This is a genomic window from Catenuloplanes nepalensis, from assembly GCF_030811575.1.
Lineage (GTDB): Bacteria > Actinomycetota > Actinomycetes > Mycobacteriales > Micromonosporaceae > Catenuloplanes > Catenuloplanes nepalensis.
Window position 1 is genome coordinate 6,925,843 of sequence record NZ_JAUSRA010000001.1, and the last position, 20,014, is coordinate 6,945,856.

The 20,014-nt window shown below is 71.7% G+C and carries 26 protein-coding genes; 14 read left to right on the plus strand and 12 right to left on the minus strand.

Going from position 1 to position 20,014, the window contains the following annotated elements; genetic code table 11:
• Positions 1 to 67: 67 nt before the first annotated feature.
• Complete coding sequence (locus J2S43_RS29740) at positions 68 to 424, minus strand: hypothetical protein (protein WP_306834851.1); 357 nt, start codon at positions 422 to 424, stop codon at positions 68 to 70.
• A 37-nt stretch (positions 425 to 461) separates the two neighbouring features.
• On the opposite strand from J2S43_RS29740, the gene J2S43_RS29745 reads away from it, so the two are divergent.
• Both J2S43_RS29745 and J2S43_RS29750 read left to right on the plus strand, forming a co-directional pair.
• Positions 462 to 1,061 (plus strand): sulfite oxidase-like oxidoreductase, encoded by a 600-nt coding sequence (locus tag J2S43_RS29745; RefSeq protein WP_306834853.1) that lies wholly within the window; start codon positions 462 to 464, stop codon positions 1,059 to 1,061.
• Entirely contained in the window at positions 1,031 to 1,762 is a 732-nt protein-coding gene (locus tag J2S43_RS29750; protein WP_370881668.1) for a ferredoxin reductase, read from the plus strand. Before J2S43_RS29745 ends, J2S43_RS29750 begins: the two co-directional genes overlap by 31 nt.
• Here J2S43_RS29750 and J2S43_RS29755 read toward each other — a convergent pair.
• Positions 1,734 to 2,312 carry a dTDP-4-dehydrorhamnose 3,5-epimerase family protein gene (locus J2S43_RS29755; protein ID WP_306834855.1) on the minus strand — a complete coding sequence of 193 codons (579 nt, stop codon included), beginning with the start codon at positions 2,310 to 2,312 and terminating at the stop codon, positions 1,734 to 1,736. The genes J2S43_RS29750 and J2S43_RS29755 overlap by 29 nt on opposite strands.
• An 87-nt stretch (positions 2,313 to 2,399) precedes the next feature.
• Between J2S43_RS29755 and rfbB the strand changes: the two genes are divergently transcribed.
• Positions 2,400 to 3,356, plus strand: a complete 957-nt coding sequence (gene rfbB / locus J2S43_RS29760) for a dTDP-glucose 4,6-dehydratase (protein WP_306834857.1) — start codon at positions 2,400 to 2,402, stop codon at positions 3,354 to 3,356.
• 39 nt (positions 3,357 to 3,395) lie between these two features.
• Here the strand turns inward: rfbB and J2S43_RS29765 are convergent, their stop codons facing one another.
• Complete coding sequence (locus tag J2S43_RS29765) at positions 3,396 to 4,130, minus strand: polyprenol monophosphomannose synthase (protein ID WP_306834862.1); 735 nt, start codon at positions 4,128 to 4,130, stop codon at positions 3,396 to 3,398.
• Positions 4,131 to 4,357: 227 nt separating this feature from the next.
• Complete coding sequence (locus J2S43_RS29770; protein ID WP_306834863.1) at positions 4,358 to 4,954, minus strand: HAAS signaling domain-containing protein; 597 nt, start codon at positions 4,952 to 4,954, stop codon at positions 4,358 to 4,360.
• A gap of 67 nt (positions 4,955 to 5,021) precedes the next feature.
• On the opposite strand from J2S43_RS29770, the gene J2S43_RS29775 reads away from it, so the two are divergent.
• Both J2S43_RS29775 and J2S43_RS29780 read left to right on the plus strand, forming a co-directional pair.
• Positions 5,022 to 5,420, plus strand: a complete 399-nt coding sequence (locus J2S43_RS29775; RefSeq protein WP_306834864.1) for a ribosomal maturation YjgA family protein — start codon at positions 5,022 to 5,024, stop codon at positions 5,418 to 5,420.
• Positions 5,410 to 6,153: a hypothetical protein gene (locus J2S43_RS29780; protein ID WP_306834866.1), complete on the plus strand. Its 744-nt coding sequence runs from the start codon at positions 5,410 to 5,412 to the stop codon at positions 6,151 to 6,153. The genes J2S43_RS29775 and J2S43_RS29780 overlap by 11 nt, the downstream gene beginning before the upstream one ends.
• Before the next feature lie 485 nt (positions 6,154 to 6,638).
• Here J2S43_RS29780 and J2S43_RS29785 read toward each other — a convergent pair whose 3' ends face one another.
• Positions 6,639 to 8,147, minus strand: a complete 1,509-nt coding sequence (locus J2S43_RS29785) for an arylsulfotransferase family protein (protein ID WP_306834868.1) — start codon at positions 8,145 to 8,147, stop codon at positions 6,639 to 6,641.
• 117 nt (positions 8,148 to 8,264) lie between these two features.
• On the opposite strand from J2S43_RS29785, the gene J2S43_RS29790 reads away from it, so the two are divergent.
• The 5 genes from J2S43_RS29790 to J2S43_RS29805 all read left to right on the plus strand — a co-directional run bounded on the left by J2S43_RS29790 (position 8,265) and on the right by J2S43_RS29805 (position 11,356).
• Positions 8,265 to 8,732 carry a helix-turn-helix domain-containing protein gene (locus tag J2S43_RS29790; RefSeq protein ID WP_306834870.1) on the plus strand — a complete coding sequence of 156 codons (468 nt, stop codon included), beginning with the start codon at positions 8,265 to 8,267 and terminating at the stop codon, positions 8,730 to 8,732.
• A 12-nt stretch (positions 8,733 to 8,744) separates the two neighbouring features.
• Positions 8,745 to 9,164, plus strand: coding sequence for a PIN domain-containing protein (locus J2S43_RS29795; protein WP_306834872.1), 420 nt, complete (start codon positions 8,745 to 8,747; stop codon positions 9,162 to 9,164).
• A gap of 8 nt (positions 9,165 to 9,172) precedes the next feature.
• Positions 9,173 to 9,307 (plus strand): VapC50 family PIN domain-containing toxin, encoded by a 135-nt coding sequence (locus tag J2S43_RS42480; RefSeq protein WP_503125043.1) that lies wholly within the window; start codon positions 9,173 to 9,175, stop codon positions 9,305 to 9,307.
• Positions 9,308 to 9,578: 271 nt separating this feature from the next.
• Positions 9,579 to 10,586 carry a helix-turn-helix domain-containing protein gene (locus tag J2S43_RS29800; protein WP_306834874.1) on the plus strand — a complete coding sequence of 336 codons (1,008 nt, stop codon included), beginning with the start codon at positions 9,579 to 9,581 and terminating at the stop codon, positions 10,584 to 10,586.
• Positions 10,565 to 11,356 carry a hypothetical protein gene (locus J2S43_RS29805; protein WP_306834876.1) on the plus strand — a complete coding sequence of 264 codons (792 nt, stop codon included), beginning with the start codon at positions 10,565 to 10,567 and terminating at the stop codon, positions 11,354 to 11,356. The genes J2S43_RS29800 and J2S43_RS29805 overlap by 22 nt, the downstream gene beginning before the upstream one ends.
• A gap of 57 nt (positions 11,357 to 11,413) precedes the next feature.
• On the opposite strand, the gene J2S43_RS29810 is transcribed toward J2S43_RS29805, so the two are convergent.
• Positions 11,414 to 12,013 carry a TetR/AcrR family transcriptional regulator gene (locus J2S43_RS29810; RefSeq protein WP_306834878.1) on the minus strand — a complete coding sequence of 200 codons (600 nt, stop codon included), beginning with the start codon at positions 12,011 to 12,013 and terminating at the stop codon, positions 11,414 to 11,416.
• 105 nt (positions 12,014 to 12,118) lie between these two features.
• On the opposite strand from J2S43_RS29810, the gene J2S43_RS29815 reads away from it, so the two are divergent.
• Positions 12,119 to 12,988, plus strand: coding sequence for an ABC transporter permease (locus tag J2S43_RS29815; RefSeq protein WP_306834880.1), 870 nt, complete (start codon positions 12,119 to 12,121; stop codon positions 12,986 to 12,988).
• Entirely contained in the window at positions 12,981 to 13,739 is a 759-nt protein-coding gene (locus J2S43_RS29820) for an ABC transporter ATP-binding protein (protein ID WP_306834882.1), read from the plus strand. The genes J2S43_RS29815 and J2S43_RS29820 overlap by 8 nt, the downstream gene beginning before the upstream one ends.
• Before the next feature lie 256 nt (positions 13,740 to 13,995).
• Here the strand turns inward: J2S43_RS29820 and J2S43_RS29825 are convergent, their stop codons facing one another.
• The 5 genes from J2S43_RS29825 to J2S43_RS29845 are packed head-to-tail and all read right to left on the minus strand — an operon-like array spanning position 13,996 to position 17,555.
• Complete coding sequence (locus tag J2S43_RS29825; RefSeq protein ID WP_306834884.1) at positions 13,996 to 14,229, minus strand: ferredoxin; 234 nt, start codon at positions 14,227 to 14,229, stop codon at positions 13,996 to 13,998.
• A 2-nt stretch (positions 14,230 to 14,231) separates the two neighbouring features.
• Positions 14,232 to 15,524 (minus strand): NADH-ubiquinone oxidoreductase-F iron-sulfur binding region domain-containing protein, encoded by a 1,293-nt coding sequence (locus J2S43_RS29830; protein WP_306834886.1) that lies wholly within the window; start codon positions 15,522 to 15,524, stop codon positions 14,232 to 14,234.
• Positions 15,525 to 15,550: 26 nt separating this feature from the next.
• Positions 15,551 to 16,177, minus strand: coding sequence for a ferric reductase-like transmembrane domain-containing protein (locus J2S43_RS29835; protein ID WP_306834888.1), 627 nt, complete (start codon positions 16,175 to 16,177; stop codon positions 15,551 to 15,553).
• A 2-nt stretch (positions 16,178 to 16,179) separates the two neighbouring features.
• Positions 16,180 to 17,127 carry an FAD:protein FMN transferase gene (locus J2S43_RS29840; protein WP_306834890.1) on the minus strand — a complete coding sequence of 316 codons (948 nt, stop codon included), beginning with the start codon at positions 17,125 to 17,127 and terminating at the stop codon, positions 16,180 to 16,182.
• A complete protein-coding gene (locus J2S43_RS29845) occupies positions 17,124 to 17,555 on the minus strand; it encodes a hypothetical protein (RefSeq protein WP_306834891.1) in 432 nt (143 codons plus the stop codon). The genes J2S43_RS29840 and J2S43_RS29845 overlap by 4 nt, the downstream gene beginning before the upstream one ends.
• A gap of 197 nt (positions 17,556 to 17,752) precedes the next feature.
• Here J2S43_RS29845 and J2S43_RS29850 point away from each other — a divergent pair, with 197 nt between their 5' ends.
• Both J2S43_RS29850 and J2S43_RS29855 read left to right on the plus strand, forming a co-directional pair.
• On the plus strand, positions 17,753 to 17,938 hold the full coding sequence (locus J2S43_RS29850; protein WP_306834892.1) for a Flp family type IVb pilin: 186 nt from the start codon (positions 17,753 to 17,755) through the stop codon (positions 17,936 to 17,938).
• Between the two features lie 476 nt (positions 17,939 to 18,414).
• Entirely contained in the window at positions 18,415 to 19,434 is a 1,020-nt protein-coding gene (locus tag J2S43_RS29855) for a helix-turn-helix transcriptional regulator (RefSeq protein ID WP_306834893.1), read from the plus strand.
• Positions 19,435 to 19,440: 6 nt separating this feature from the next.
• Here the strand turns inward: J2S43_RS29855 and J2S43_RS29860 are convergent, their stop codons facing one another.
• On the minus strand, positions 19,441 to 19,809 hold the full coding sequence (locus tag J2S43_RS29860; RefSeq protein WP_306834894.1) for a hypothetical protein: 369 nt from the start codon (positions 19,807 to 19,809) through the stop codon (positions 19,441 to 19,443).
• Positions 19,810 to 20,014: the final 205 nt, after the last annotated feature.

Consider the following 20,014-nt stretch of genomic DNA (forward strand, 5'->3'; position numbering starts at 1 on the left):
TCGGAGAGGCCGGCCACAAGCTGTGGCGATCAGCGTTGCTGCAGGTAATCGCGGTCGACGGCGGCGTTCAGTCCTCGTGTTCGAGGATTTCCTGGTGGGCCAACTGGGCCAGCTCCTCGACGGCACTCAACGGGATCAGCAGCGCGATGTCCCAGGCCTCGTCGTCGGCGCCGACCAGGATGCTGGCGTGGCCCTCGGTCGTGGACCAGAAGACGGGGGCGCCGGCGGCGGTGCCGATGGCGAGGGAGCGGCGGCTCAGGCGGTCGGCGGTGCGGATGTCGGTGAGGCGGGCCAGGTCCTCGAGGGTGGCGCGGATGTTGAGTTGCCAGTCGCGGCTGGCGAGCTTGACCACGGCGGGGCGGTGGCCGGTGGCGTCGGTGACGAGCGCGGCCTCCATGCTGACGTCGACGGTCCGGTCGTTCATGATGGAAACGATAGATCAGGCGCGGCATACTGGGCCGATGGCGACCCTCTCGCCCGGGTTTCGCGGCCGATCCCGCGAAGCGGAGCCGAAGCTTCCGCCCGGGCAGTACCTGACCCACGATTTCCCGGTTCTGTCCGCCGGTCCCACCCCCAAGATCCCCACCGAGCGGTACGAGTTCACGATCAGCACCGAGACCGGGGAGAAGCGGTCCTGGTCCTGGGACGATCTGGTGAAGCTGCCGGCGGAGACGCCGACGGTGGACATCCACTGCGTGACGAAGTGGTCGAAGCTGGGCACGTCCTGGAAGGGTGTCTCGCTGGACACGCTGTTCGAGGACGTGGAGAGCGCGGCCGACTTCGCGCTGGCCCACTCGTACGGCGGCTACACCACGAACCTGCCGCTTACGGACCTCCTGGACGGGCAGGCCTGGCTGGTCTACGAGTTCGACGGCGAGCCGCTGCATCCGGAGCACGGCGGGCCGGTGCGGCTGCTGGTGCCGCACCTGTACTTCTGGAAGTCGGCGAAGTGGGTGCGCGGCATCTCGCTGATGCTGGACGACGAGCCGGGCTTCTGGGAGGCGGCCGGCTACCACGAATACGGAGACCCGTGGCGCGAGCAGCGGTATCAGGGCGACTGAGCTGGCGGACGGCCACGCTGGCCGAGGCGCGGGCGGAGAACGCGTCCGCGCGCACGCTCGTCTTCGACGTGCCGGGCTGGCCGGGGCATCTGGCCGGGCAGCACGTGGACGTGCGGCTGACCGCGGACGACGGCTACACGGCGCAGCGCAGCTACTCGATGTCGGCGCCGGCCGACGGCGAGCGCGTGGAGATCACCGTGCAGTCCGTGGCGGACGGTGAGGTCTCGCCGTACCTGGTGGACGTGCTGGCCGTCGGCGACGCGGTGGAGTTGCGCGGGCCGATCGGCGGCTGGTTCGTCTGGCGGCCGGAGCAGCTGGACCCGGTGCTGCTGGTCGCGGGCGGGTCGGGCGTGGTGCCGCTGATGGCGATGATCCGCGCGCGGCGGCAGGCGAACAACCGCTCGGTGTTCCGGCTGATCTACTCGGTGCGGACGCCGGACGACGTCTACTACGCGGACGAGCTGCGCCGCCGGGCCCGGGACGATCACGGGCTGGAGGTCACGTTCGTGCACACCCGGTTCGGCGAGAACCCGCGCCGGATCTCGGTCGCGGACGTGAACACGCACGGCTGGCCGCCGGCGCTGGAGCCGGCCTGTTTCGTGTGCGGCCCGACCGGGTTCGTGGAGACGGTGGCGGACATCCTGGTCGCGCTCGGCCACGACCCGCGCCGGATCAGGACGGAGCGGTTCGGTCCCAGCTAGGCAGCAGACCGGCGGCCCGGGCCTCGGCGAACGACGGCGCGTTCGTGTCCTTCCCGGACAGGACGGGCGAGGATGCGGGCCAGTCGATCGCCAGGTCCGGGTCCATCGGGTGGACGCCGTGCTCCGCGGACGGGTTGTAGGCGGTGGACACCAGGTAGGTCATGGTGGCGTCGTCGGTCAGCGCGCAGAACCCGTGCCCGAGCCCTTCGCTCAGGTAGACCGCGCGGCGCGTGCGGTCGTCCAGCACCACGCCCTCCCATGCGCCGAACGTCGGCGAGCCCATCCGCAGGTCGACCACCACGTCGAGCACGGAACCGCGCGCGCAGGTGACGTACTTCGCCTGGCCGGGCGGCACGTCCGCGTAGTGGATGCCGCGCACGACGCCGGCCGCGGAGACGGAGATGTTGCCCTGCGTCATCGTCACCGGGCGGCCCAGCACCTCGGCGAGCTTGTCGAAGCGGAGCCACTCGGTGAAGCTGCCCCGCGCGTCGCCGTGCACCACCGGCGTGACCTCGTAGGCGCCTTCGATGCTCAGGGGGCGGATCTTCATCGGCTCACCTACCAGTCGTTTCGCAAGATTCTTTCACTCTACCGAGCCGGAGGGCGACGCATAGTGGCTGGTCGTAGGCTCGGGCCCATGAGAGTTCTGGTCACTGGCGGCGCCGGGTTCATCGGGTCCCACTTCGTCCGGGAGGCGACCGGTTACGCCGGGCTGGCCGACGCGAAGATCACGGTGCTCGACGCGCTCACGTACTCCGGGAACATGAGAAATCTTGATTCGGCGCGAGATATCCGGTTCGTGCATGGGGACATCTGCGACGCCGCGGTCGTGGACGGGCTGATGGCGGAGACGGACGCGGTCGTGCACTTCGCGGCCGAGACGCACGTGGACCGCTCGATCGACGGCGGCGCCGCGTTCGTCCGCACGAACGTGCTCGGCACCCAGGTGCTGCTGGACGCCGCGACCCGGCACGGCGTCCGGCGGTTCGTGCACGTCTCCACGGACGAGGTCTACGGCTCGATCGAGACCGGCTCCTGGCGCGAGGACTTCCCGGTCGCGCCGAACTCGCCGTACTCGGCCGCGAAGGCCGGGTCGGACCTGCTGGCGCTCGCCTACCACCGCACGCACGGGCTGCCGGTGCTGGTCACGCGCTGCTCGAACAACTACGGGCCGTACCAGTTCCCGGAGAAGGTCATCCCGCTGTTCGTGACGAACCTGCTGGACGGGCGGACGGTCCCGCTCTACGGCGACGGCGGCAACGTGCGCGACTGGCTGCACGTCGACGATCACTGCCGGGGCATCGCGCTGGTGCTGACCGGCGGCCGGGCGGGTGAGATCTACAACATCGGCGGCGGCACCGAGCTGACCAACAAGGAGCTCACCGGGCTGCTGCTGGAGGCGTGCGGCAGGGACTGGGACTCCGTCGAGGAGGTGGCGGACCGCAAGGGCCACGACCGCCGCTACTCGGTGGACATCACCAAGATCAAGAACGAGCTGGGGTACGCGCCGCGCAAGGACTTCGCCGCCGGCCTGGCGGAGACGGTGGACTGGTATCGCGACAACCGCGCCTGGTGGGAGCCGCTCAAGCGCTGAGGAGGAGGGGGTACGACCGGCGTCGTACCCCCGTCACGATCAGACCTTGCGGCCGAAGAGCAGGCGCCACGGCATCAGCGCGGACTCGATCTGCACCGCGAGGCTCATCTTCGAGACGCCGTCGGCCCGCTGCTCGAAGCGGATCGGCACCTCGTAGATCTTCCCGCCGTGCCGGACCGTGCGGTAGTTCATCTCGACCTGGAACGCGTAACCGTTGCTGTGGATCGAGGCGACGTCGATCGCCCGCAGCGTCTCCGCCTTCCACGCCTTGAAGCCCGCGGTCACGTCCTTCACGCCGAGGCGCAGGATCGTGTTGACGTAGAAGTTGGCCCAGGCGGACAGGAACTTGCGGTGCAGGCCCCAGTCACCGGCGACCGAGCCACCCGCGACGTACCGCGAGCCGATCACCACGGCCGCGTCCGTGGACAGCAGCTTCTCCACCATGATCGGGACGACCGAGGCCGGGTGGGACAGGTCCGCGTCCATCTGGATGACGACGTCCGCGCCCTCCTCCAGCGCGCGCCCGATGCCGGCCACGTAGGCGCGTCCGAGGCCGTCCTTGGTGGTCCGGTGCAGCACGCCGAGCGACTGCGGCGACTCGAGCGCGAGCTTGTCGGCGAGTTCACCGGTGCCGTCGGGAGAGTCGTCGTCCACCACCAGGACGTGGAGGTTCGGCAGCCCGAGGGCGGACAGCATCTCGACGAGCTTAGGAAGATTGTCCCGTTCGTTGTAGGTGGGGACAACGACCGTGATCTTGGGGGAGCTGTCTCCCATATCTGTGCCCTCTTACCCTGCTACTAGATCCGACATCCAGGCGACGGGCCGACGCCGACGCCCCTATTGACCGCCACTTCAACCCCGAAACCGTAACGGATGACGCAAGAGATCGGTGCATGTGATGGCCGCGCGCGGTCGTCCGTGCGCGCACACCGTACCGGTAGGCACCGTACCCCTCCCTCCCAGGCCCGCCATCCGGACGAGAATCACCGGTGAACGCCGGGTCAACCGGTCCGCGCGGCCCGCCACGTCCGGTACGCGGACCACTGCACCAGTGCGAACGGCGCCGCCCACAGCAACGTGCCGCTCAGCCGGCCGTGCGGGGACAGGCCGACCAGCAGCAGGCTGCCGAGCGCGGTCAGCGCCATCACCCCCATGGTGACACCCGCGACGAGCCGCGCCAGTTCGCGTGGGCGGCACCGGTGCGCGACCGCGAGGCCGATCAGGAACGCCGCCAGCGCGACGCCGGACAGCACGTCGACCGCCTCGGCCAGCCACAGGTAGCCGGCGCCCGGCATCGCGCCCTTCCACTCGGCCCAGCCGTCCCGGCCGGCCAGTTCGGCCTGCGCCCAGGCCGTGCCGAGCACCAGGACGAGCAGGGCCGCGGTCCGCCGGGCGCGGGCGGCCGCCAGCACCTCCTGCAGGCCGCCGGCGATCTCCCGGGCCGAGCCGAACTCCGCCACCGCGGTCTCCGGGTCGTCCGCCTCCGCCGCGTCGGTCAGCGCGTCCCGGATCTCGGCCAGCATGTCGCGGCGCAGCCGGCCGGGGCCGTGCAGGCGGCGGGCGACGTCGGCCACGTAGTCGTCGATGACGCTCGGCACCGGCCCAGTCTTCCGGCCCCGCGGTCCGGGGGCCATCGGGGAACGCCCCGATCGTTACGATCCCGCGGTGCTGATTCGCTCGCTCGCGGTGCTGACCGCCGTCGTCGCCCTGGTCGTCGCTCTGAGTATTCGCTTCCTCGCCGACGGTGCGATCGAGCAGGTGTCCGGCACCGTCCTCTACGCATCCATGGTCTACGCCGCCGTCGTGTTCCTGCTGCCGCGCCAGCCGCCGTGGACCTCCGGCGCGATCGCGGTCGCGTTCTGCTGGGCCGTCGAGTTCTCGCAGCTCACCGGCGCTCCCGCTTACCTCTCCGAGCGCTCGCTCGTGGCCCGGCTCGCGCTCGGCGTGCAGTTCGATCTCATCGACGTGTTCTGGTATCCGGCCGGAGTGGTCCCGCTCGTGCTGCTCCACACGCTGCTAGCCTCGAAACGTCCGAGCGCGCGGGGGGCGGTCAATGACTACTGAGAGTACGGAGTTCCGGCCGTCGTCGTTCCCCTGCCAGCAGTGCCAGGCGTCGCCGGACGATCAGCAGCTGGTCCGGGCCCCTACGGGATGGGTCTGGCGCTGCCGCCGCTGCCACTCGGAGACCGGCCGCACGCTGCCGTTCGACCCGCGTGTCGCGCCGGACGGCCGGGAGACCGCGTGGGCCGCGATCGACACGCTCAAGATCTTCGTGCCGATCATCGCGCCGATCGAGAACGACCTGATCTACGAGATCGTCCGGCCGTACTTCGTGGCCGGCTGGTGCGTCCGGGACCTGCTGCACGCGGTCAACTACCTGCCGGACGGCACCACCCACCCGGGCCAGGGCGTGGCCTGGGTCCGCGGCGAGGACCGCGACCGCACACTGTGGCGGCTCCGGCAGCGGCTGCGGCGCTGGCGCTTCTCCGACCGTGAGGAGGGCGAGGACGTGATGAACGGGCCGTACTCGACGACCGCGCGCGCCATGGCCGACCTCGGCGCCGGCCAGCGGGCCCGCGCGGTCGCCCGCGACCTGGAGTGGCAGCAGCGCGCCGCGGCGGCCCGCAGCGCGGCGCACAGCGGCGCGCGCGAGGTAGCGCGGCGGCAGGCCAAGATCGCAGCCAGCCTGGCCCGGGAGGCGGCCTCCCGGGCGGACGCGGCCGAGCGCGAGCGCCTGGTCGCGGACATCACCCGCGGGCGCGAGGCGGCCGAGGTCCGGCGCGAGTCCGCCGACTGAACAACCGGGCCGGGTTTCACCGAGCCGGGATCGGCGGCGGACCGCTACAACGCGACATTGCGGGCGCGCGCTCGGACGGCCCGTTTCAGGGCGCGCGGCGCCCGGCTGGCCTGTCTCACGCGGATCCTCCACAGCCTCCATAACGCGACATATCAGGCGAGCAGCTCTCGACGACTCGCTTCGCGCCGGACTCTGGACGGCCGCTGTAACGCGAAATATCGGGCGCGCGCGCCCGGACGGCCCGCTTCAGGCGCGCGCAGCGCCCGGACCGCCCGCTTCACGGGCGCGCAGCGCCCGGACCGCCCGCTTCAGGCGGGCCGTTTGAAAGCTCTGAAGGCGACCGCCCACGAACAGACAGGGAGGCCGCCCGCGGCCGACCGGTGCCCGCGGGAGCACCGGTAAGCGGCCACGCCGGAAGCGGGTATATCCGCTTCTGAGGGGTTCATGGTTTCGGGCTTCGCCGCTTGACGTCGATACGCCGCCGGTCAGACGCGCACCGGGATCGCCGAGGACGTGCCGAGCACCGTGCCGGCCGCGTCGAGCGCGTCCGCCACCACGTATTCCGGAGTGCCCGGCACCGTCAGCGTGGTCTCGAAGCCGGATCGGGGCTCCTCGACCGCACCACCGTTCAGCGCGCCCGGCTGGGTGCCCCAGCGCGCCCGCCACCGCGCCACCCGCGTCTCGCCGTTCCAGCTCGCCGAGACGACCACGCCGCCGTTCTCGACGCGCAGGCCGAGCGCGGGCTGGTCGGCCGGCGTGCCGGTCCACTCGGCCCGGTAGGCGCGGTAGGACTGGTTGTCCGGCGGGAGATGGCCGGCCAGCCGCACGGTGCCGTTCACGTCGTGCTCGGTGAAGTGCGGCATCTGCCCCCAGCCGACGAACGAGCCGCCGTCGGCCAGTTCCCGGAAGCTGCCCTGGGTCGGCGCGGACAGCCGGTCCGGATGCACGTACTCCGCGACGAACGTGGCCTTCCGCGCGGTCTCGTCGAGCGTGAACACGAGGCCGCGCGAGTACTCGCGTTCCTTCGTGATCCCGGCACCGTTGTCGAACAGGCCCCACGAGCCGTCCCGCCGCTGCCGGAAGTCGTGCTGCCAGGAGAACGCGGTCCGCTCGTCCACCTGGAAGTCCGACTTCCTGCCGCCGACCCGCCAGATCACCTCGCCGCTCCCCCGATCGATCTTGTAACAGGCCCAGGTGTGCCGAGCGGAGACGATGAGATTCCCGTCCGCGGCCAGCCCGACCGAGTTCGCGTGGAAGTAGTCGTACGGCAGGTGCTCCGAGTCGCCCTGCGGCAGCGGCGCGTAGGACTCGTCCAGCCCCACGTGGTCCTTCGCCCGCCACTCGAAGACCTTCTTCCCGGTGGCGATGTCGACCTCCTGGATCACACCGTCGTGCAGCACGCCGTCGACCGGCCCGCCGAGCGCGCTCAGGTCGTACGGGATCGGGTCGTACACCCAGAACAGCGCCGTGTTCCGCGCGGTGATCACCATGTCGTGCTGGTCCGCCTGCTCGGTACCGACCGCGCGCACCCGGGTGATCTCCCGGTACGCCCGGTCCGCGATCACGAACTCGCCCTGACCGACCCCCTGCCCGCCGGTCCCGCCGATCGTCCCCTCCCACCAGGTCAGCACCGGCTTCCCGCGATAGACCTGCGGCTTGAGGTCGATCGCCACGGTCGCCGGGTCCGGCACCTTCCGGAACCACACCGGCTGCCCGGCCTCGTCCACGACCAGCGGTCCCCAGAGCCCGGCACCGGACGCCGGCGTCAGGAAGATCGCCCCGGGCACGGTCCCGGCCGCGGCCACCGTGATCGTCACGTCCGGCAGCGCGCGCAGATCCGGCCGCGACCGGTACTTCGGCTCCGCCGCCGCCGGCGTCTCGGGCGGATCCGGCTCGTGGTCCCGCCCGAGGGCGTAGCCGGCCCCACCTCCGGCGACCCCGGCCACCAGGGCCCCACCGACACCGAACAGCATGTTCCTCCGGGAGATGCTCACGCGGCGAACGTTCCCCACCACCACGAGATCTATCTCAATAGAAGAACATAATTCCCTGTGGGTCTACGAGCCACGATTTGGGCTTTCGGTTTTTTCGGATGGAGGTAGGCTGGGGTCATGCCGACGACGATGCGAGAACGGACCGTCTTTCCTCCTGAGGACCTCGGCGATCTCGCGCGTCTGGCGCGCGGCCTGGGCACCGAGGCGTCCACGCGGGCGCAGCTGATCGGCCCGGACGGCTCCCGGATCGATATCCCCGAGGAGCTGTACGGCGTGCTGAGCGACGTCGTGAACGCGCTGTCGCAGGGTCTGGCGATCTCCATCGCGCCGCACAACACGATGCTGACCACCCAGGAGGCGGCTGACATGCTCAACATCTCCCGGCCGACGCTGGTGCGGCTGCTCACCGACGGCGAGATCCCCCACAGCCTCCGCGGACGGCACCGCCGGGTCCTGCTTCGCGACGTCCTCGACTACTCCGAGCGCACCCGGGTCGAGCGGCACGGGGCACTCGACCAGATGGCGGCGGAGGCCGAGGAGGACAACCTGTACGAGATCACCTCCACCCCCCCACCCCCCAGATGACGGACGGCAACGGTGCCCTTCCCCGCCTTCCTCGACACTTGCGTCCTCTATCCCGCCTACCTGTGCGACACCTTGCTCCGCCTCGCGGAGGCGTCGGCGTATCGGCCGCTGTGGTCCGCTGACGTCCTCGGCGAGCTGCGCCGCAACCTGATCGAGCGCGGCCTCCACCCGGACCGGGTCGATCGCCGGATCGCGCACATGACGCGCGCGTTCCCGGACGCGCTGGTGACCGGCTACGAGTCACTCGTCGACGGAATGACCAACCACCACAAGGATCGCCACATCCTCGCCGCGTCGGTCCGCGCGGGCGCGGAGGTCATCGTCACCTTCAACCTGCGCGACTTTCCGAACCCGCACTCAAGCCGTACGACGTGGACGCGATTCACCCTGACGAGTTCCTGCTCGACGAACTCGATCTCTATCCCGGCCTGACGCTCGACGTGCTCCGGCACCAGGTGTCCTCGTACCGCAAGATGCCGGACACGGTTCCTGAGCTGCTAGTCCAGCTGGAGCGCACCGGCCTGCCGCGATTCGCCGCAGAGGTGAGACGACACCTCGACCCCGCGACGTGGTGAGCGGCCGTTCTCGGCGGAGTGTGCCTTCAAGCACCGCTAACTGGTGATGATCGTGGCGACGAGGTTTTGACGTAGCCCTTCGGGAGTGGGGTGCGGACCACCGCGAGGCGCCAGTAGAGCGGGCCGATCGTCAGGTCGACCAGGAGGTCCGGGTCCGCGGTGGCCGTTCCCGGCACAAACGACAAGGCCCTTCGTCGGCACATGCGGACGCTGTACGGCTTCGGTGCTTGTAACCTACCTGGACATTTTCTAGGTGGGTTACAGTTGCCTGGTGGAGAGTTGCGACGGGGTCGAGCTGTTGCTGGACGTGGGCCTGGATCGACGGGTGGCCGGCAGCTCGGAAGTGGAGATCAGCGCGGGCGGTGATCTCTGGTCGCGGCACCGGGTGCTACTCCTGCGTCATTCGCCGAGCCCGACGGAGATCGAGCGCGCGCTGGCGTCGCTCGGCCATGTCGACGGGCTGCTGTTCGTGGTCGCGCGGGCCGGCCGCGCCCTGACCGCCGCAGCCGAGCGGGACCATCGCATCGCCTACGCGGCGGTCGACGACGACGCGGTCTACTTCCGGGGGCACCTGCACCGGGGCACGGCGGCGCGCCCGTCCGCGCCGATCCGGCCGGCGCGCACCAGCTGGGCGCGAGCGGCGATATTGCGGCTGTTCGCACTCGGCACGCCCGACCCGCTGACACAATCGGAGATCGCGCGCCGGATCGGCGTCTCGCACGTCGCGGTCGCCAAGCAGTTGCCGTTCCTGGACGGGCTGATCGAGCGCACGGCGGCTGGCTGGCGGGCCGTCGATCGGGCGGGCTGCTGGGACCGGTTCGTCGGCGGCTATCCGGGTCCACGCGGCCTGGCAACCCACTGGGCCGCCACCCAGGAGCTGATGGAGCAGATCACCATCGTCGAGGCCGCGGCGGACGGACGGGGCGACGCCGTTCCGGCCGTCTCCGGCGATCTCGCCGCCGATTTCTACGCCCCCTGGCGTCGCCCGAGCCGGGCCGTCGCCTACGTCGCCGTCCAGCTCGACCTGGCGGAGCACGGCTTCGCGACCGTGCCGGCGGCGAACGCGACCATGACGTTGTGCATCCCCGCGGACCCGACCGTCCTGGCCATGTCGCGCGAGTGGCCGTTGAGAAACGCCGGCCGCATCCGCCGTTACACCGACCCGTTGATCACCGCGTGGGACCTGTCCCGGTCCTCCGGCGGCGACGTCGCCGAATCGGTCGGGCAACTTCGATCGACGGTCCTCAGGGAGTCGCAGTGGGCATCCGGCGCCGGGTAGCGCTCGCCGCCACCTCGCACGCGGACGAGCTGGCGCTCCGGTCCCTCGCGGACATCACCGCGATCACCGCGGATCAGAACGTGCGCATCATCGGCGGTCAGATGGCGTCGCTTCTCCTGACCGCCTATCCCGTCCCCGGGCTCGCTCTGCGCCGCACCCGGGACGCCGATGCCGCCATCACCACGGAACTCGCCGGCTCGGGCGTCATACACGACCGCCTCATCGACCACGGATACGTTGCCACCAGCGGAAACAGCTATGCGCGGCCGGTCACCGAACTGGCGGTGCCCGGCGGTCCAGTTCCCGAACTGACCATCGATCTGCTCGTACCGTCCCTCGACGGCCGCTTCCGCCCGCGGGTGTATGCCGGGCGGGCGTTCGACGCCGCGCCGGGTCTCGCGCCCGCGCTGGCCACCGAGCCGATCGTGATGGATGTCGACGCCCGGCTTCTCGACGGGACGGCGCTGACGTTCAGCACGCGAGTGCCGGTTCTGGAACTCGCGCTCGTCGTCAAGGCACTGTCGTACGGTTCGCGCCTCCTGGACCGCGACATCGAGGACATCTACCGCCTCCTGGAGATCGCCGACGCCCACCCACCGGACGAGTTCGGCGGATGGCAGCTACGTGCCACCCCGTTACGCGCCTCCCGGCGCGACGCCGCCGTGCACCTGCACGAGTTGGCCCGGCAGGTGCGGCGCCGCTCCGGCCTCGCGGTGCCGACCGGCCGGCTCGCCACGTTGATCGCCGCGCTGATCAGCAGACCCGGCTGAACTCAGGCACACGGTGCCGGCGGATCGTCGAGGGTTTCTGGCCGGTGGTGAGCCGTGCTAACCGGGGATGACCGCGGCCACGAGGTTCTTGACGTAGCCCTTCGGGAGTGGGGTGCGGACCACCGCGAGGCGCCAGTAGAGCGGGCCGATCGTGAGGTCGACCAGCAGGTCGGGGTCCGCGGTCGCGGGCAGTTCGCCGCGGGTGATCGCCCGGGCGGTGAGCAGTGCGCCGGCCTCGCGTTGGTGGGTACGCAGTGCGGCCTGCAGCGTTTCGGCGATCTCGGGTGTGCGGGCGGCCTCGGCCAGCAGGTCGGGCACGATCTGGTTGGCCAGCGGGTGGCGCAGCGCGCGGGCGGCCAGGCCGAGGAACGTCTCCAGGTCGGTGCGCAGTGAGCCGGTGTCGGGCAGTGCGGACAGGTCGACCGCGACGGAGCCGACCAGGTCGATGACCATCGCGAGTTTCGAGGCCCAGCGGCGGTAGACGGCCATCTTGCCGACGCCGGCGCGGCGGGCCACCGCCTCGATCGAGAGCCGGCCGTAGCCCACGGAGGCCAGTTCGGCGAAGACGGCGTCGCGGATCGCGTCCGTCACGTCCGGGCGAAGCACGGCCGCACCGGCGGGTGCGCGCTTCCTGGCCGGTTCCACACCCGTTTCCATACTCGGGAGTGTAACGCCGCGACGAGACGGTTGCGTCTCGTCGTGCGCGTCACCTAACCTTCGACGCGACGAGACGGTATCGTCCCGTCCACAGAGAGGTCAGGCATGATCGAAGCGCCATCGACGCAGCTCGCCCGGGAGTACGGGTTGAGCGTCAGCGGGCAGCGGCCGGACGTGGCCGAATATGTGCGCCGGCTCTGGTCCCGGCGCGCGTTCATCGTCACGTTCGCGCACGCCAAGGTCACCGCGTCCTACGCGTCCGCCACGCTCGGCTCCTTCTGGACCGTGATCACCCCGCTGGTGAACGCGGGCGTCTACTACCTGATCTTCGGGGTGTTACTCGGCACGGATCACGGCGTCGCGAACTTCATCGCGTACCTCTGCACCGGGGTCTTCGTCTTCCACTTCACCCAGCAGGTCGCGATGGCCGGCACGCGATCGATCGCGGACCACGTGAGCCTGGTCCGCGCCATGCACTTCCCGCGCGCCTCCCTGCCGCTGGCGCTCACGCTGGTGCAGTTGCAGCAGCTGTTCGCCGCGCTGGCCGTGCTCGCCGCGATCGTGCTGGTCACCGGTGAACCGATCACGTGGTCCTGGCTGCTGGTGCTGCCGGTGATCGCGCTGCAGACCGTGTTCAGCGCGGGTCTTGCGATGATCCTCGCCCGGCTGGCCGCGCGCACCACCGACCTGAAGCAGCTGATGCCGTTCGTGCTGCGCACCTGGCTCTACGGCTCCGGCGTCTTCTACAGCCTGGACAACTTCATCGACGACGCGCCCGGCCCGCTCACCACGCTGCTGCACTGGAACCCGATGGTCGCGTTCATCGACCTGATCCGGTACGCGCTGATCGACTCGCTGCCCCACGCACGCATGCCCGGCCACCTGTGGCTCTCCGCCGTCCTGTGGTCCCTGGTGATCGGCGCGGGCGGCTTCCTGTTCTTCTGGGCGGCGGAGGAGGAGTACGGCCGTGAGTGAGCCCACCGTGATCGTCGAGAACCTCGACGTGGTCTACCAGGTCCGCGGGCGGGCCGGCGCCGGCAGCCCGATCGCCGCGCTCGGCCGGATGGTGTTCCGTCGCGCCCTGCCCCCCAAGCGTTCGGTGCACGCGGTCAAGAACGTGTCGTTCACCGCGTACGAGGGGCAGGCCATCGGTCTGATCGGCACGAACGGCTCCGGCAAGTCCACGCTGCTGCGCACGATCGCCGGCCTGCAACCCGCCCACCGCGGGCGCGTGCTGACCCGGGGCCAGCCGTCGTTCCTCGGCGTGAACGCCGCGCTGATGCGCGACCTGACCGGCGAGCGGAACGTGGTGCTCGGCTGCCTGGCGATGGGCATGAGCCCGGCGGAGACCCGGGCGAAGTATCAGGAGATCGTGGATTTCTCCGGCATCAACGAGAAGGGCGACTTCATCTCGCTGCCGATGCGCACCTACTCCTCGGGCATGGCCGCCCGGCTGCGCTTCGCCATCGCGGCCGCCAAGACCCACGACGTCCTGATCATCGACGAGGCCCTGACCACCGGCGACGCCCGCTTCCAGAAACGCAGCGAGGACCGCGTCCGCGAACTGCGCCGTCAGGCCGGCACCGTCTTCCTGGTCAGCCACGCCAACCGGTCCATCCGCGACACCTGCGAACGCACCATCTGGCTCGAATCCGGGGAAATCCGCATGGACGGCCCGACCGACGAGGTCGTCGATGCCTATGAGGCGTACACCAAAAAGCGATAAAGGCGATGTTCCCGCTTCCGGCCTGGGCACTTTCCGAGTGCTCCCGCGGGCACCGGTCGTCCGCATGGGCAGGTGTTCACTCCGGTCAGGGGCGGGGATCGGGGCGGCAGCCGGGCTCCCTGTCGGTTTCGTCGTGGCCGAGTTCAAAACCCGGCCGCAGGCCGTCTCCTGCCCGTTCGGCGGCGGGGCGGGTCTACTGACAGAGCTTCAAGGTCAACGCGCAAGGATCCGTGATCCAGGCGCCCCCGAAAACTCGCTAACCCCTGGGTGTCGGGTCCGCGCGCAGCGCCAGTGTGGGGCACTCGGCGATCGCGCGGCGGGCGTGCGTGACCAGCTGCGGTGGGATCGGGTCGCCCTTCAGGATCGGGTAGCCCCACTCGTCCAGCTTCACCTGCTCGGGCAGCAGCTCCGCGCACATGCCCCGGGCCACGCAGGTGATCGGGTTGACGCGCAGATATTGCCCGGCCTCGGCCTGCGGGTTCTTCGCCACGGCTACCTCCAGGATCCGTCCCGGTCGCGGGCGGCCGGCAGCGGCAGCAGCGGGTCCGCGGCCGCACCCCGGCACGTCGCGCCGCCCAGGTGGGTCTGCAGGTCCTCGGCGAACGCGGCGAGCGCGCTGTTGACCAGCCGGGTCGCGCCGTCCGGGTGGCTGCACGCGCCGCGCCCGTTGACCACCGCGAGCCGCCGGGTGAGCCGCTGCCGCACCGCGGGAGAGCACCGGCCGTACGCGACCGCCTCCATGTCGTCCGCGATCGCCGGCAGCCCGAACACGCACGGCCCGCACTGCCCGGCCGATTCCTCCGCCAGATAGCGGGCCACCCGCGCGGTCTCCACCAGCCCGCAGCTGCCGGCCGGGAGCGCCACGATCGCGCCCGCGCCGATGGTCACGCCGAGCGTGCCGGCCGGGTCGTGCGACAGCGGCAGCAGTTCGTTGCCGGGCAGCGTGACCCAGGTGCCGAAGTAGCCGCCGACCAGCGCCGCGCTCAGCGTCTCGGCCGGACCGCCGGCCAGGTCCAGCACCGCGCCGAGCCGGGTGCCGGGCGCGATCTCGTAGACGCCCGGCCGGCGTACCGCGCCGCCGACCGTGACCAGCGTCGAGCCGGGGTCGGTGTCGGTGCCCACCGTGCGGAACCACTCCGCGCCGCGCAGCGCGATCAGCGCCAGGTGGGCGAGCGTCTCCACGTTGTCGACCAGCGTGGGCCGGCCGGCCACGCCGCGCTCGGCCGTGCGCGGCGGCGCGAACGTGGGCCGCGCGTCGCCGGTGTTGATGTACTTGACCAGCGCGGACGACTCGCTGGCGACGTACCGCCGGGGCAGCCGCGCGACCTCCCAGCGGACCGGGTCGGTGCGCCGGCGGGCGATCTCGCGCTCCAGCCGGTCGGCCAGCCCGGCGCCGCGCTCCACGCAGAGCACCACCCGGTCCGCTCCGACCGCGTGCGCGGCCAGCACCGCGCCGTCCAGCACCAGGTGCGGCGCGTAGGTGAGCAGCGCGCGGTCCTTGCTGCTGGCCGGCTCCGACTCGCAGCCGTTCGCGACCACCACCGGCGTCCGGCCCGCCTCGGCCACCGCGGCCAGCTTCTTCCCGGTCGGGTATCCGCCGCCACCCCGGCCGCGCAGTCCGGCACGGCGTACCGCGTCGATCAGCCGGCGCTGCCCGATCTCCCCCGCGAACGTGCGCAGCGGCAGGTCGCCGTAGGCGGCGCGGTGCTCCTCCAGCGTTCCGGCAGCACGCAGGAGCCGGGGTGCGGGCCGGGTGTCGCGCCGCTGCTGCGGTCGCTCCGCCATGAGCGTCACCGGATCCTCCAGAATCATCAGCGGGTACGGGTGGAGAACTCCCCGGGCAGGCGCACCGGCTCCGGTGCCGGGCGGGCCGCGGCCACCGGCTTCGTCGCGGGGGCCGGCTTCGGCGGTGCGGAGTCGACCGGCGGCCGGTCCCGCTTTATGATCCGGATCGTCACCGCGACCAGCACGGAGCCGATGCTGACCCCCGCGGTGACCAGGCCGATCGGGCTGGTCGCGTCGGTGCCGGCGCCGATGCCGTGGGCCAACGCGATCGGCCAGCTCAGGTAGGCCAGCCAGTGGATGCCCTTCCACAGCCGCAGGTTGATCCGGGGTCGCAGCAGGCTGGTGACGATCAGCGCCAGCAGGATGTCGAACGAGATCGCGCCGAGCCCGAGCCAGAACGGCTGGTACTGCGACACGAAGGGGATCACCGCGTCCGCGAACGTGATCGGCACGTAGTCGTCCACCGCCACCGTCACCACGTGCACCAGCAGCAGCGCGAGCGTGAGCAGTGAGATGTTGCGGTGCAGCCCGGCCAGCGCGAACCGGGGCCAGCTCGCGGAGCCGACGCGCAGCGGGCCGAGGATGCCGAGCAGGATGGTGGCGGTCATCAGCAGCACCGCCACCATGCCGCTTCCCCGGGCGGCGAACCACATGGTCAGGCCACCTCCGCCCGCGCAGGGTCACTCGGCCAGCCGGCCGAGGTGGTGACCGCGCCGTCGGGCGCGACCAGGCGGGCCGGCAGCCGGCGGTTGGCCAGCCAGCGCGGCGCGCCCCGGCCGCGGATGATCGAGGCGGTCGCGGCCGCGTTCGCGTCCACGCAGCTGCCCGCCGCGACCGAGACCGTCTTCCAGATCGGCGCGGGTACGTCCCCGGTGCGCGGATCCACGATGTGGTGCACCTGCCGGTCGCCACGCCGCCACCGCCGCTGCGTGACGCTGGACGTGGCGAGCGCACCCGAGGTGATCGAGACGACCGGGTCGGTGGCGCCGGCCGGCGTGCGGTGGCTGTCGCCGACGCTGATCAGCCAGCCGCCCTCCGGTGCCGGGCCGGCCGTGGCCAGGTCGCCGCCGAGCGAGACCAGCGCGCCGCAGCCGAGCGTGGCGATCCGCGCGGCGGTCCGGTCGGCCGCGAACGCCTTGCCGGTCGCGCCCACGTCGAGCAGGATCCGGCGCGGCACCAGCACGCGTCCGGCGTCCGGGTCGAGCTGCACGCGCCACCAGCCCGGGGCCGGGCGCAGCGGCTCGCCCTCGGGCAGCGCGCGACCGCGCAGCGCGGCGTAGTCCCGGTCGTACCCGAGGTCGATCACCGCCTGGCCCACGGTCGGGTCGACCAGGCCGTTCGTGGCGGACGCGGCGCGCAGCGCGGCCTGCAGGATCTCGGTGAGCAGCGGGCTGATCGAGGCTGCCCGGCCCGCGTACTCGGTGAGCCGGACCAGCTCGGAGTCGGCGCGGAAGCGGCTGCATGCGGCGTCGATCTCGTCCAGCCCGGCGCGGAGCATGCGCTCCGCCTCGGGCAGCGCGGCGGGGTCCGTGACCAGCAGCAGCGCGGTGGTGCCCCAGATCGGGAAGGTGACCCGCGAGGGCGCCACCCGCAGGCCGCTCACGAGCCGCCCGTCGTGGCGTCGCTCTCCTGCTGCGGAGCCGGCTCGGGTGCGGCGGGCGGCGGCGCCAGCTCGGCACCGCCCTCGTCGTCGTCCTCGTCCTCCGGCTCGGCCGGTTCCTCGTCGTCCGGCTCGGGCGATTCCTCGTCGTCCGGTCCGGGCGATTCCGAGGGCGGCTCCGACGCGGGCTTCGGTGCGGCGGGCTTCGATGTGCCGGGCTTCGGTGCGGCCGGCTTCCCAGAAGGTGAGACGGCGGCCGGCTCCGTCGTGCCCGTGTCCTCCGCGGCCGCCGCGCTGCCGCTCTGCGCGAAGATCCAGCCGAACGCGAGGGAGAGCACTGCCGCGCCGGCCGCGGCCGCCTGGGTGACCAGCCGCTGCCGGCGCAGTCCCTGGTCCCGGCGGTCGACGTGGCGGGGTTCGGTGTTGTCCATGACTCCCTCTTCGCCGGTCGGATGGCGGATACCACGAGGTACGGACGACGTCCCCGGGACGGTTCATTCGGTAGCCGCCCGATCCGTTTTACGCCCCGCCCGCAACGCGCGAATCCTGCTCCGGCCCGGCGCCCGGCCGATGGCAGTACCGCGGGACGAGAAACGCCGAACCGCGCCACCTCGGAGGGGAGCCAGGAATGATCGACCATGTGCGAGTCATGATCCGTGAGCGCATCAAGTCGGACCGCGGCGCGAGCGCCGTGGAGTACGGCCTGCTCGCCGCCCTCATCGCCGTCGTGATCATCGGCGGGGTGACGCTGGTCGGCAGCGACCTCAGCGCCACGTTCACCAAGGTCAGCACCGAGGTGTCGCCCTCGCCGTAACGCATGGCCGCTCGACTCGACGCGGCGGCCCGCCATCAGACCGCCCTCACCGCGCTGCTGCCGCCGGTGTCCGCGCGCGCTGGCCGGCGGCTCGAACGCGAACGGCGCGCCCCGCCATCCTCCCGGCGATGTTCGTGGTCGTCCTGGGTCCGGGCATCCTGTCCATCCTCAAGTCCCTCTGACTGATCCGCCCGCGCGCACGCGAGCCGCGGGCACCGGTCAGACCCGGCACGCCGGATCCGCGGACGGCCCGGTGGGGTGGAGCGGGCGGAGACACGGGAATGGCAGGAAGGAGCGCCAGCGACGACCGGTGCCCGCGGGAGCACTCGGAACGCGACCACGCCGGAAGCGGGAAAAGCGGTTCTCAGGTTTTGATCCGGGCCGTGACCGGCGGTGAAACGCCCGAAGGTGTCCGTCCGGTCACCTATCGGACGAGCAAGTTGCACGTCCGACTCCACGGTACGAATACTCGGTGTATGCGAGCCGACACCTTGGGAGATCATCTTCTCCCGGCGGCCGGCACCGTGCTCCGGGACCCCGGCCCGTTGTTCGCCACGCGGAGCGGGAGCACCGCCGAGATCCAGCAGCTCGCCGACGAGATCTTCTCGGCGCCGCGCTGGGTCACCACGCTCGGCGGCGCCCCCGCGCGGTGCCGACTGCGGATCCTGCGGTTCGGGCCGGTGATCATGTCGGATTGGGAGTCGGACGAGGCGGTCCAGGTGACCGCGCCGGACCTGGACGACTACAACATCGGCCTGGCACCGGCCGGACGCCTCTTCACCGAGCAGCGCGGCATCGTCACCACCGCGACCACGCTGGAGGGCGCGGTCTACCGGCCCGGCTCACCGGCGCGCGCGTGGTGGCGGCCGGACACCCACCCGGTCACCGTCGCGCTCGCGCCCGGCGCGCTGGAGGCGGAGCTGGAGGCGCTGCTCGGGCACCCCATCCGCGGGCCGCTGCAACTGTCCCGCCGGTTCGACCTGACCCGGGGCATGGGCCGCAGCTGGGGCGCGCTCGCCGGGCTGGTGCACGCGGAGCTGTGCGCGGCGGACGGCATGATCTACCGCCCGATGATCGCGGAGCGGCTCTGGCACTCGATGCTCGGCGGCCTGCTGCTCGCGGTGCACCACCAGTACAGCGACGAGCTGAACGAGCCGGCGGCGCCGAGTCGTCCGCGCGCGGTCAAGCGAGCGATCGACGCGATGGAGGCCGACCCGTCCCATCCGTTCAGCACGGCCACGCTGGCCCACGTGGCCGGCGTCAGCGCGCGCTCGCTGCAGGACGGGTTCCGCCGGCACGTCGGCGTCACCCCGATGATCTATCTCCAGGATCTGAGGCTCGGGCGGGCCCACGTGGAGCTGTCCACCAGCGCGCCCGGTGCGATCACGGTCTCTGAGGTGGCGCACCGCTGGGGCTTCGTCCATCTCGGACGGTTCGCGGCCGCGTATCGCCGGCGCTTCGGACTGCTCCCCTCGGAGGCGCTGCGCGAGCTGTGATCCGGGTCATTCACCGGGGTCTCCCTGGCCGTCGGCCGGCCGCCGGCCCACCGGGGCGCGCGCCGGTGCGGCGACGCCGCGCTCGGTCAGCACCGACCAGGGCGCGGTCCCGCCGGAGATCACCGACCACTCGCCCCGGGACTGCGCGCGCAGGTGGGAAAGCACCCGGTCGGCGGCGTCCACCCCCTCCTCGACCAGCGCGGTCAGCGGCGACCGGGCCGGCGGCGCGCCCGGCGACAGCGCCGCCTGTGCCGCCTCGTAGTGGGCGAGGAAGTGCGCGGCGCGGCGAAGCGCCTCGAGCGCCCGCACGGCGTCGCCCTCGATGTCGGATGGCTGACCCACGCCCCACGCCTCCGCTTCTTCGGTTGTGCGCATGTCCTCGGACGGTCACCGGCTGTTCCACTGAGGGCAATGGAGGCCGCTGCCGAATCTATGCGCAAATGCGCCCCGCAGTCGATCCGATCCGCGCAGTAACAGTCCGAATCGCGCATGAGACTCGTCATCCCTCGGTAGGAGGCCGCGCCACCATCGGCTGACCCCGGGAATCAGCCTGCGGGCTGTCGCGTCCGCGCCACCGTCT

Excerpts from the sequence above, each read along its gene's own strand:
- J2S43_RS29815 (WP_306834880.1), top strand. The coding sequence starts at position 12,119 with ATGATCGAAGCGCCATCGACGCAGCTCGCCCGGGAGTACGGGTTGAGC.
- J2S43_RS29780 (WP_306834866.1), top strand. The coding sequence starts at position 5,410 with ATGACTACTGAGAGTACGGAGTTCCGGCCGTCGTCGTTCCCCTGCCAG.
- J2S43_RS29745 (WP_306834853.1), top strand. The coding sequence starts at position 462 with ATGGCGACCCTCTCGCCCGGGTTTCGCGGCCGATCCCGCGAAGCGGAG.
- J2S43_RS29740 (WP_306834851.1), bottom strand. The coding sequence starts at position 424 with ATGAACGACCGGACCGTCGACGTCAGCATGGAGGCCGCGCTCGTCACC.
- J2S43_RS29845 (WP_306834891.1), bottom strand. The coding sequence starts at position 17,555 with ATGGACAACACCGAACCCCGCCACGTCGACCGCCGGGACCAGGGACTG.
- J2S43_RS29765 (WP_306834862.1), bottom strand. The coding sequence starts at position 4,130 with ATGGGAGACAGCTCCCCCAAGATCACGGTCGTTGTCCCCACCTACAAC.
- J2S43_RS29755 (WP_306834855.1), bottom strand. The coding sequence starts at position 2,312 with ATGAAGATCCGCCCCCTGAGCATCGAAGGCGCCTACGAGGTCACGCCG.
- J2S43_RS29855 (WP_306834893.1), top strand. The coding sequence starts at position 18,415 with ATGCGAGCCGACACCTTGGGAGATCATCTTCTCCCGGCGGCCGGCACC.
- rfbB (WP_306834857.1), top strand. The coding sequence starts at position 2,400 with ATGAGAGTTCTGGTCACTGGCGGCGCCGGGTTCATCGGGTCCCACTTC.
- J2S43_RS29850 (WP_306834892.1), top strand. The coding sequence starts at position 17,753 with ATGATCGACCATGTGCGAGTCATGATCCGTGAGCGCATCAAGTCGGAC.
- J2S43_RS29790 (WP_306834870.1), top strand. The coding sequence starts at position 8,265 with ATGCCGACGACGATGCGAGAACGGACCGTCTTTCCTCCTGAGGACCTC.
- J2S43_RS29810 (WP_306834878.1), bottom strand. The coding sequence starts at position 12,013 with ATGGAAACGGGTGTGGAACCGGCCAGGAAGCGCGCACCCGCCGGTGCG.
- J2S43_RS29835 (WP_306834888.1), bottom strand. The coding sequence starts at position 16,177 with ATGTGGTTCGCCGCCCGGGGAAGCGGCATGGTGGCGGTGCTGCTGATG.
- J2S43_RS29860 (WP_306834894.1), bottom strand. The coding sequence starts at position 19,809 with ATGCGCACAACCGAAGAAGCGGAGGCGTGGGGCGTGGGTCAGCCATCC.
- J2S43_RS29830 (WP_306834886.1), bottom strand. The coding sequence starts at position 15,524 with ATGGCGGAGCGACCGCAGCAGCGGCGCGACACCCGGCCCGCACCCCGG.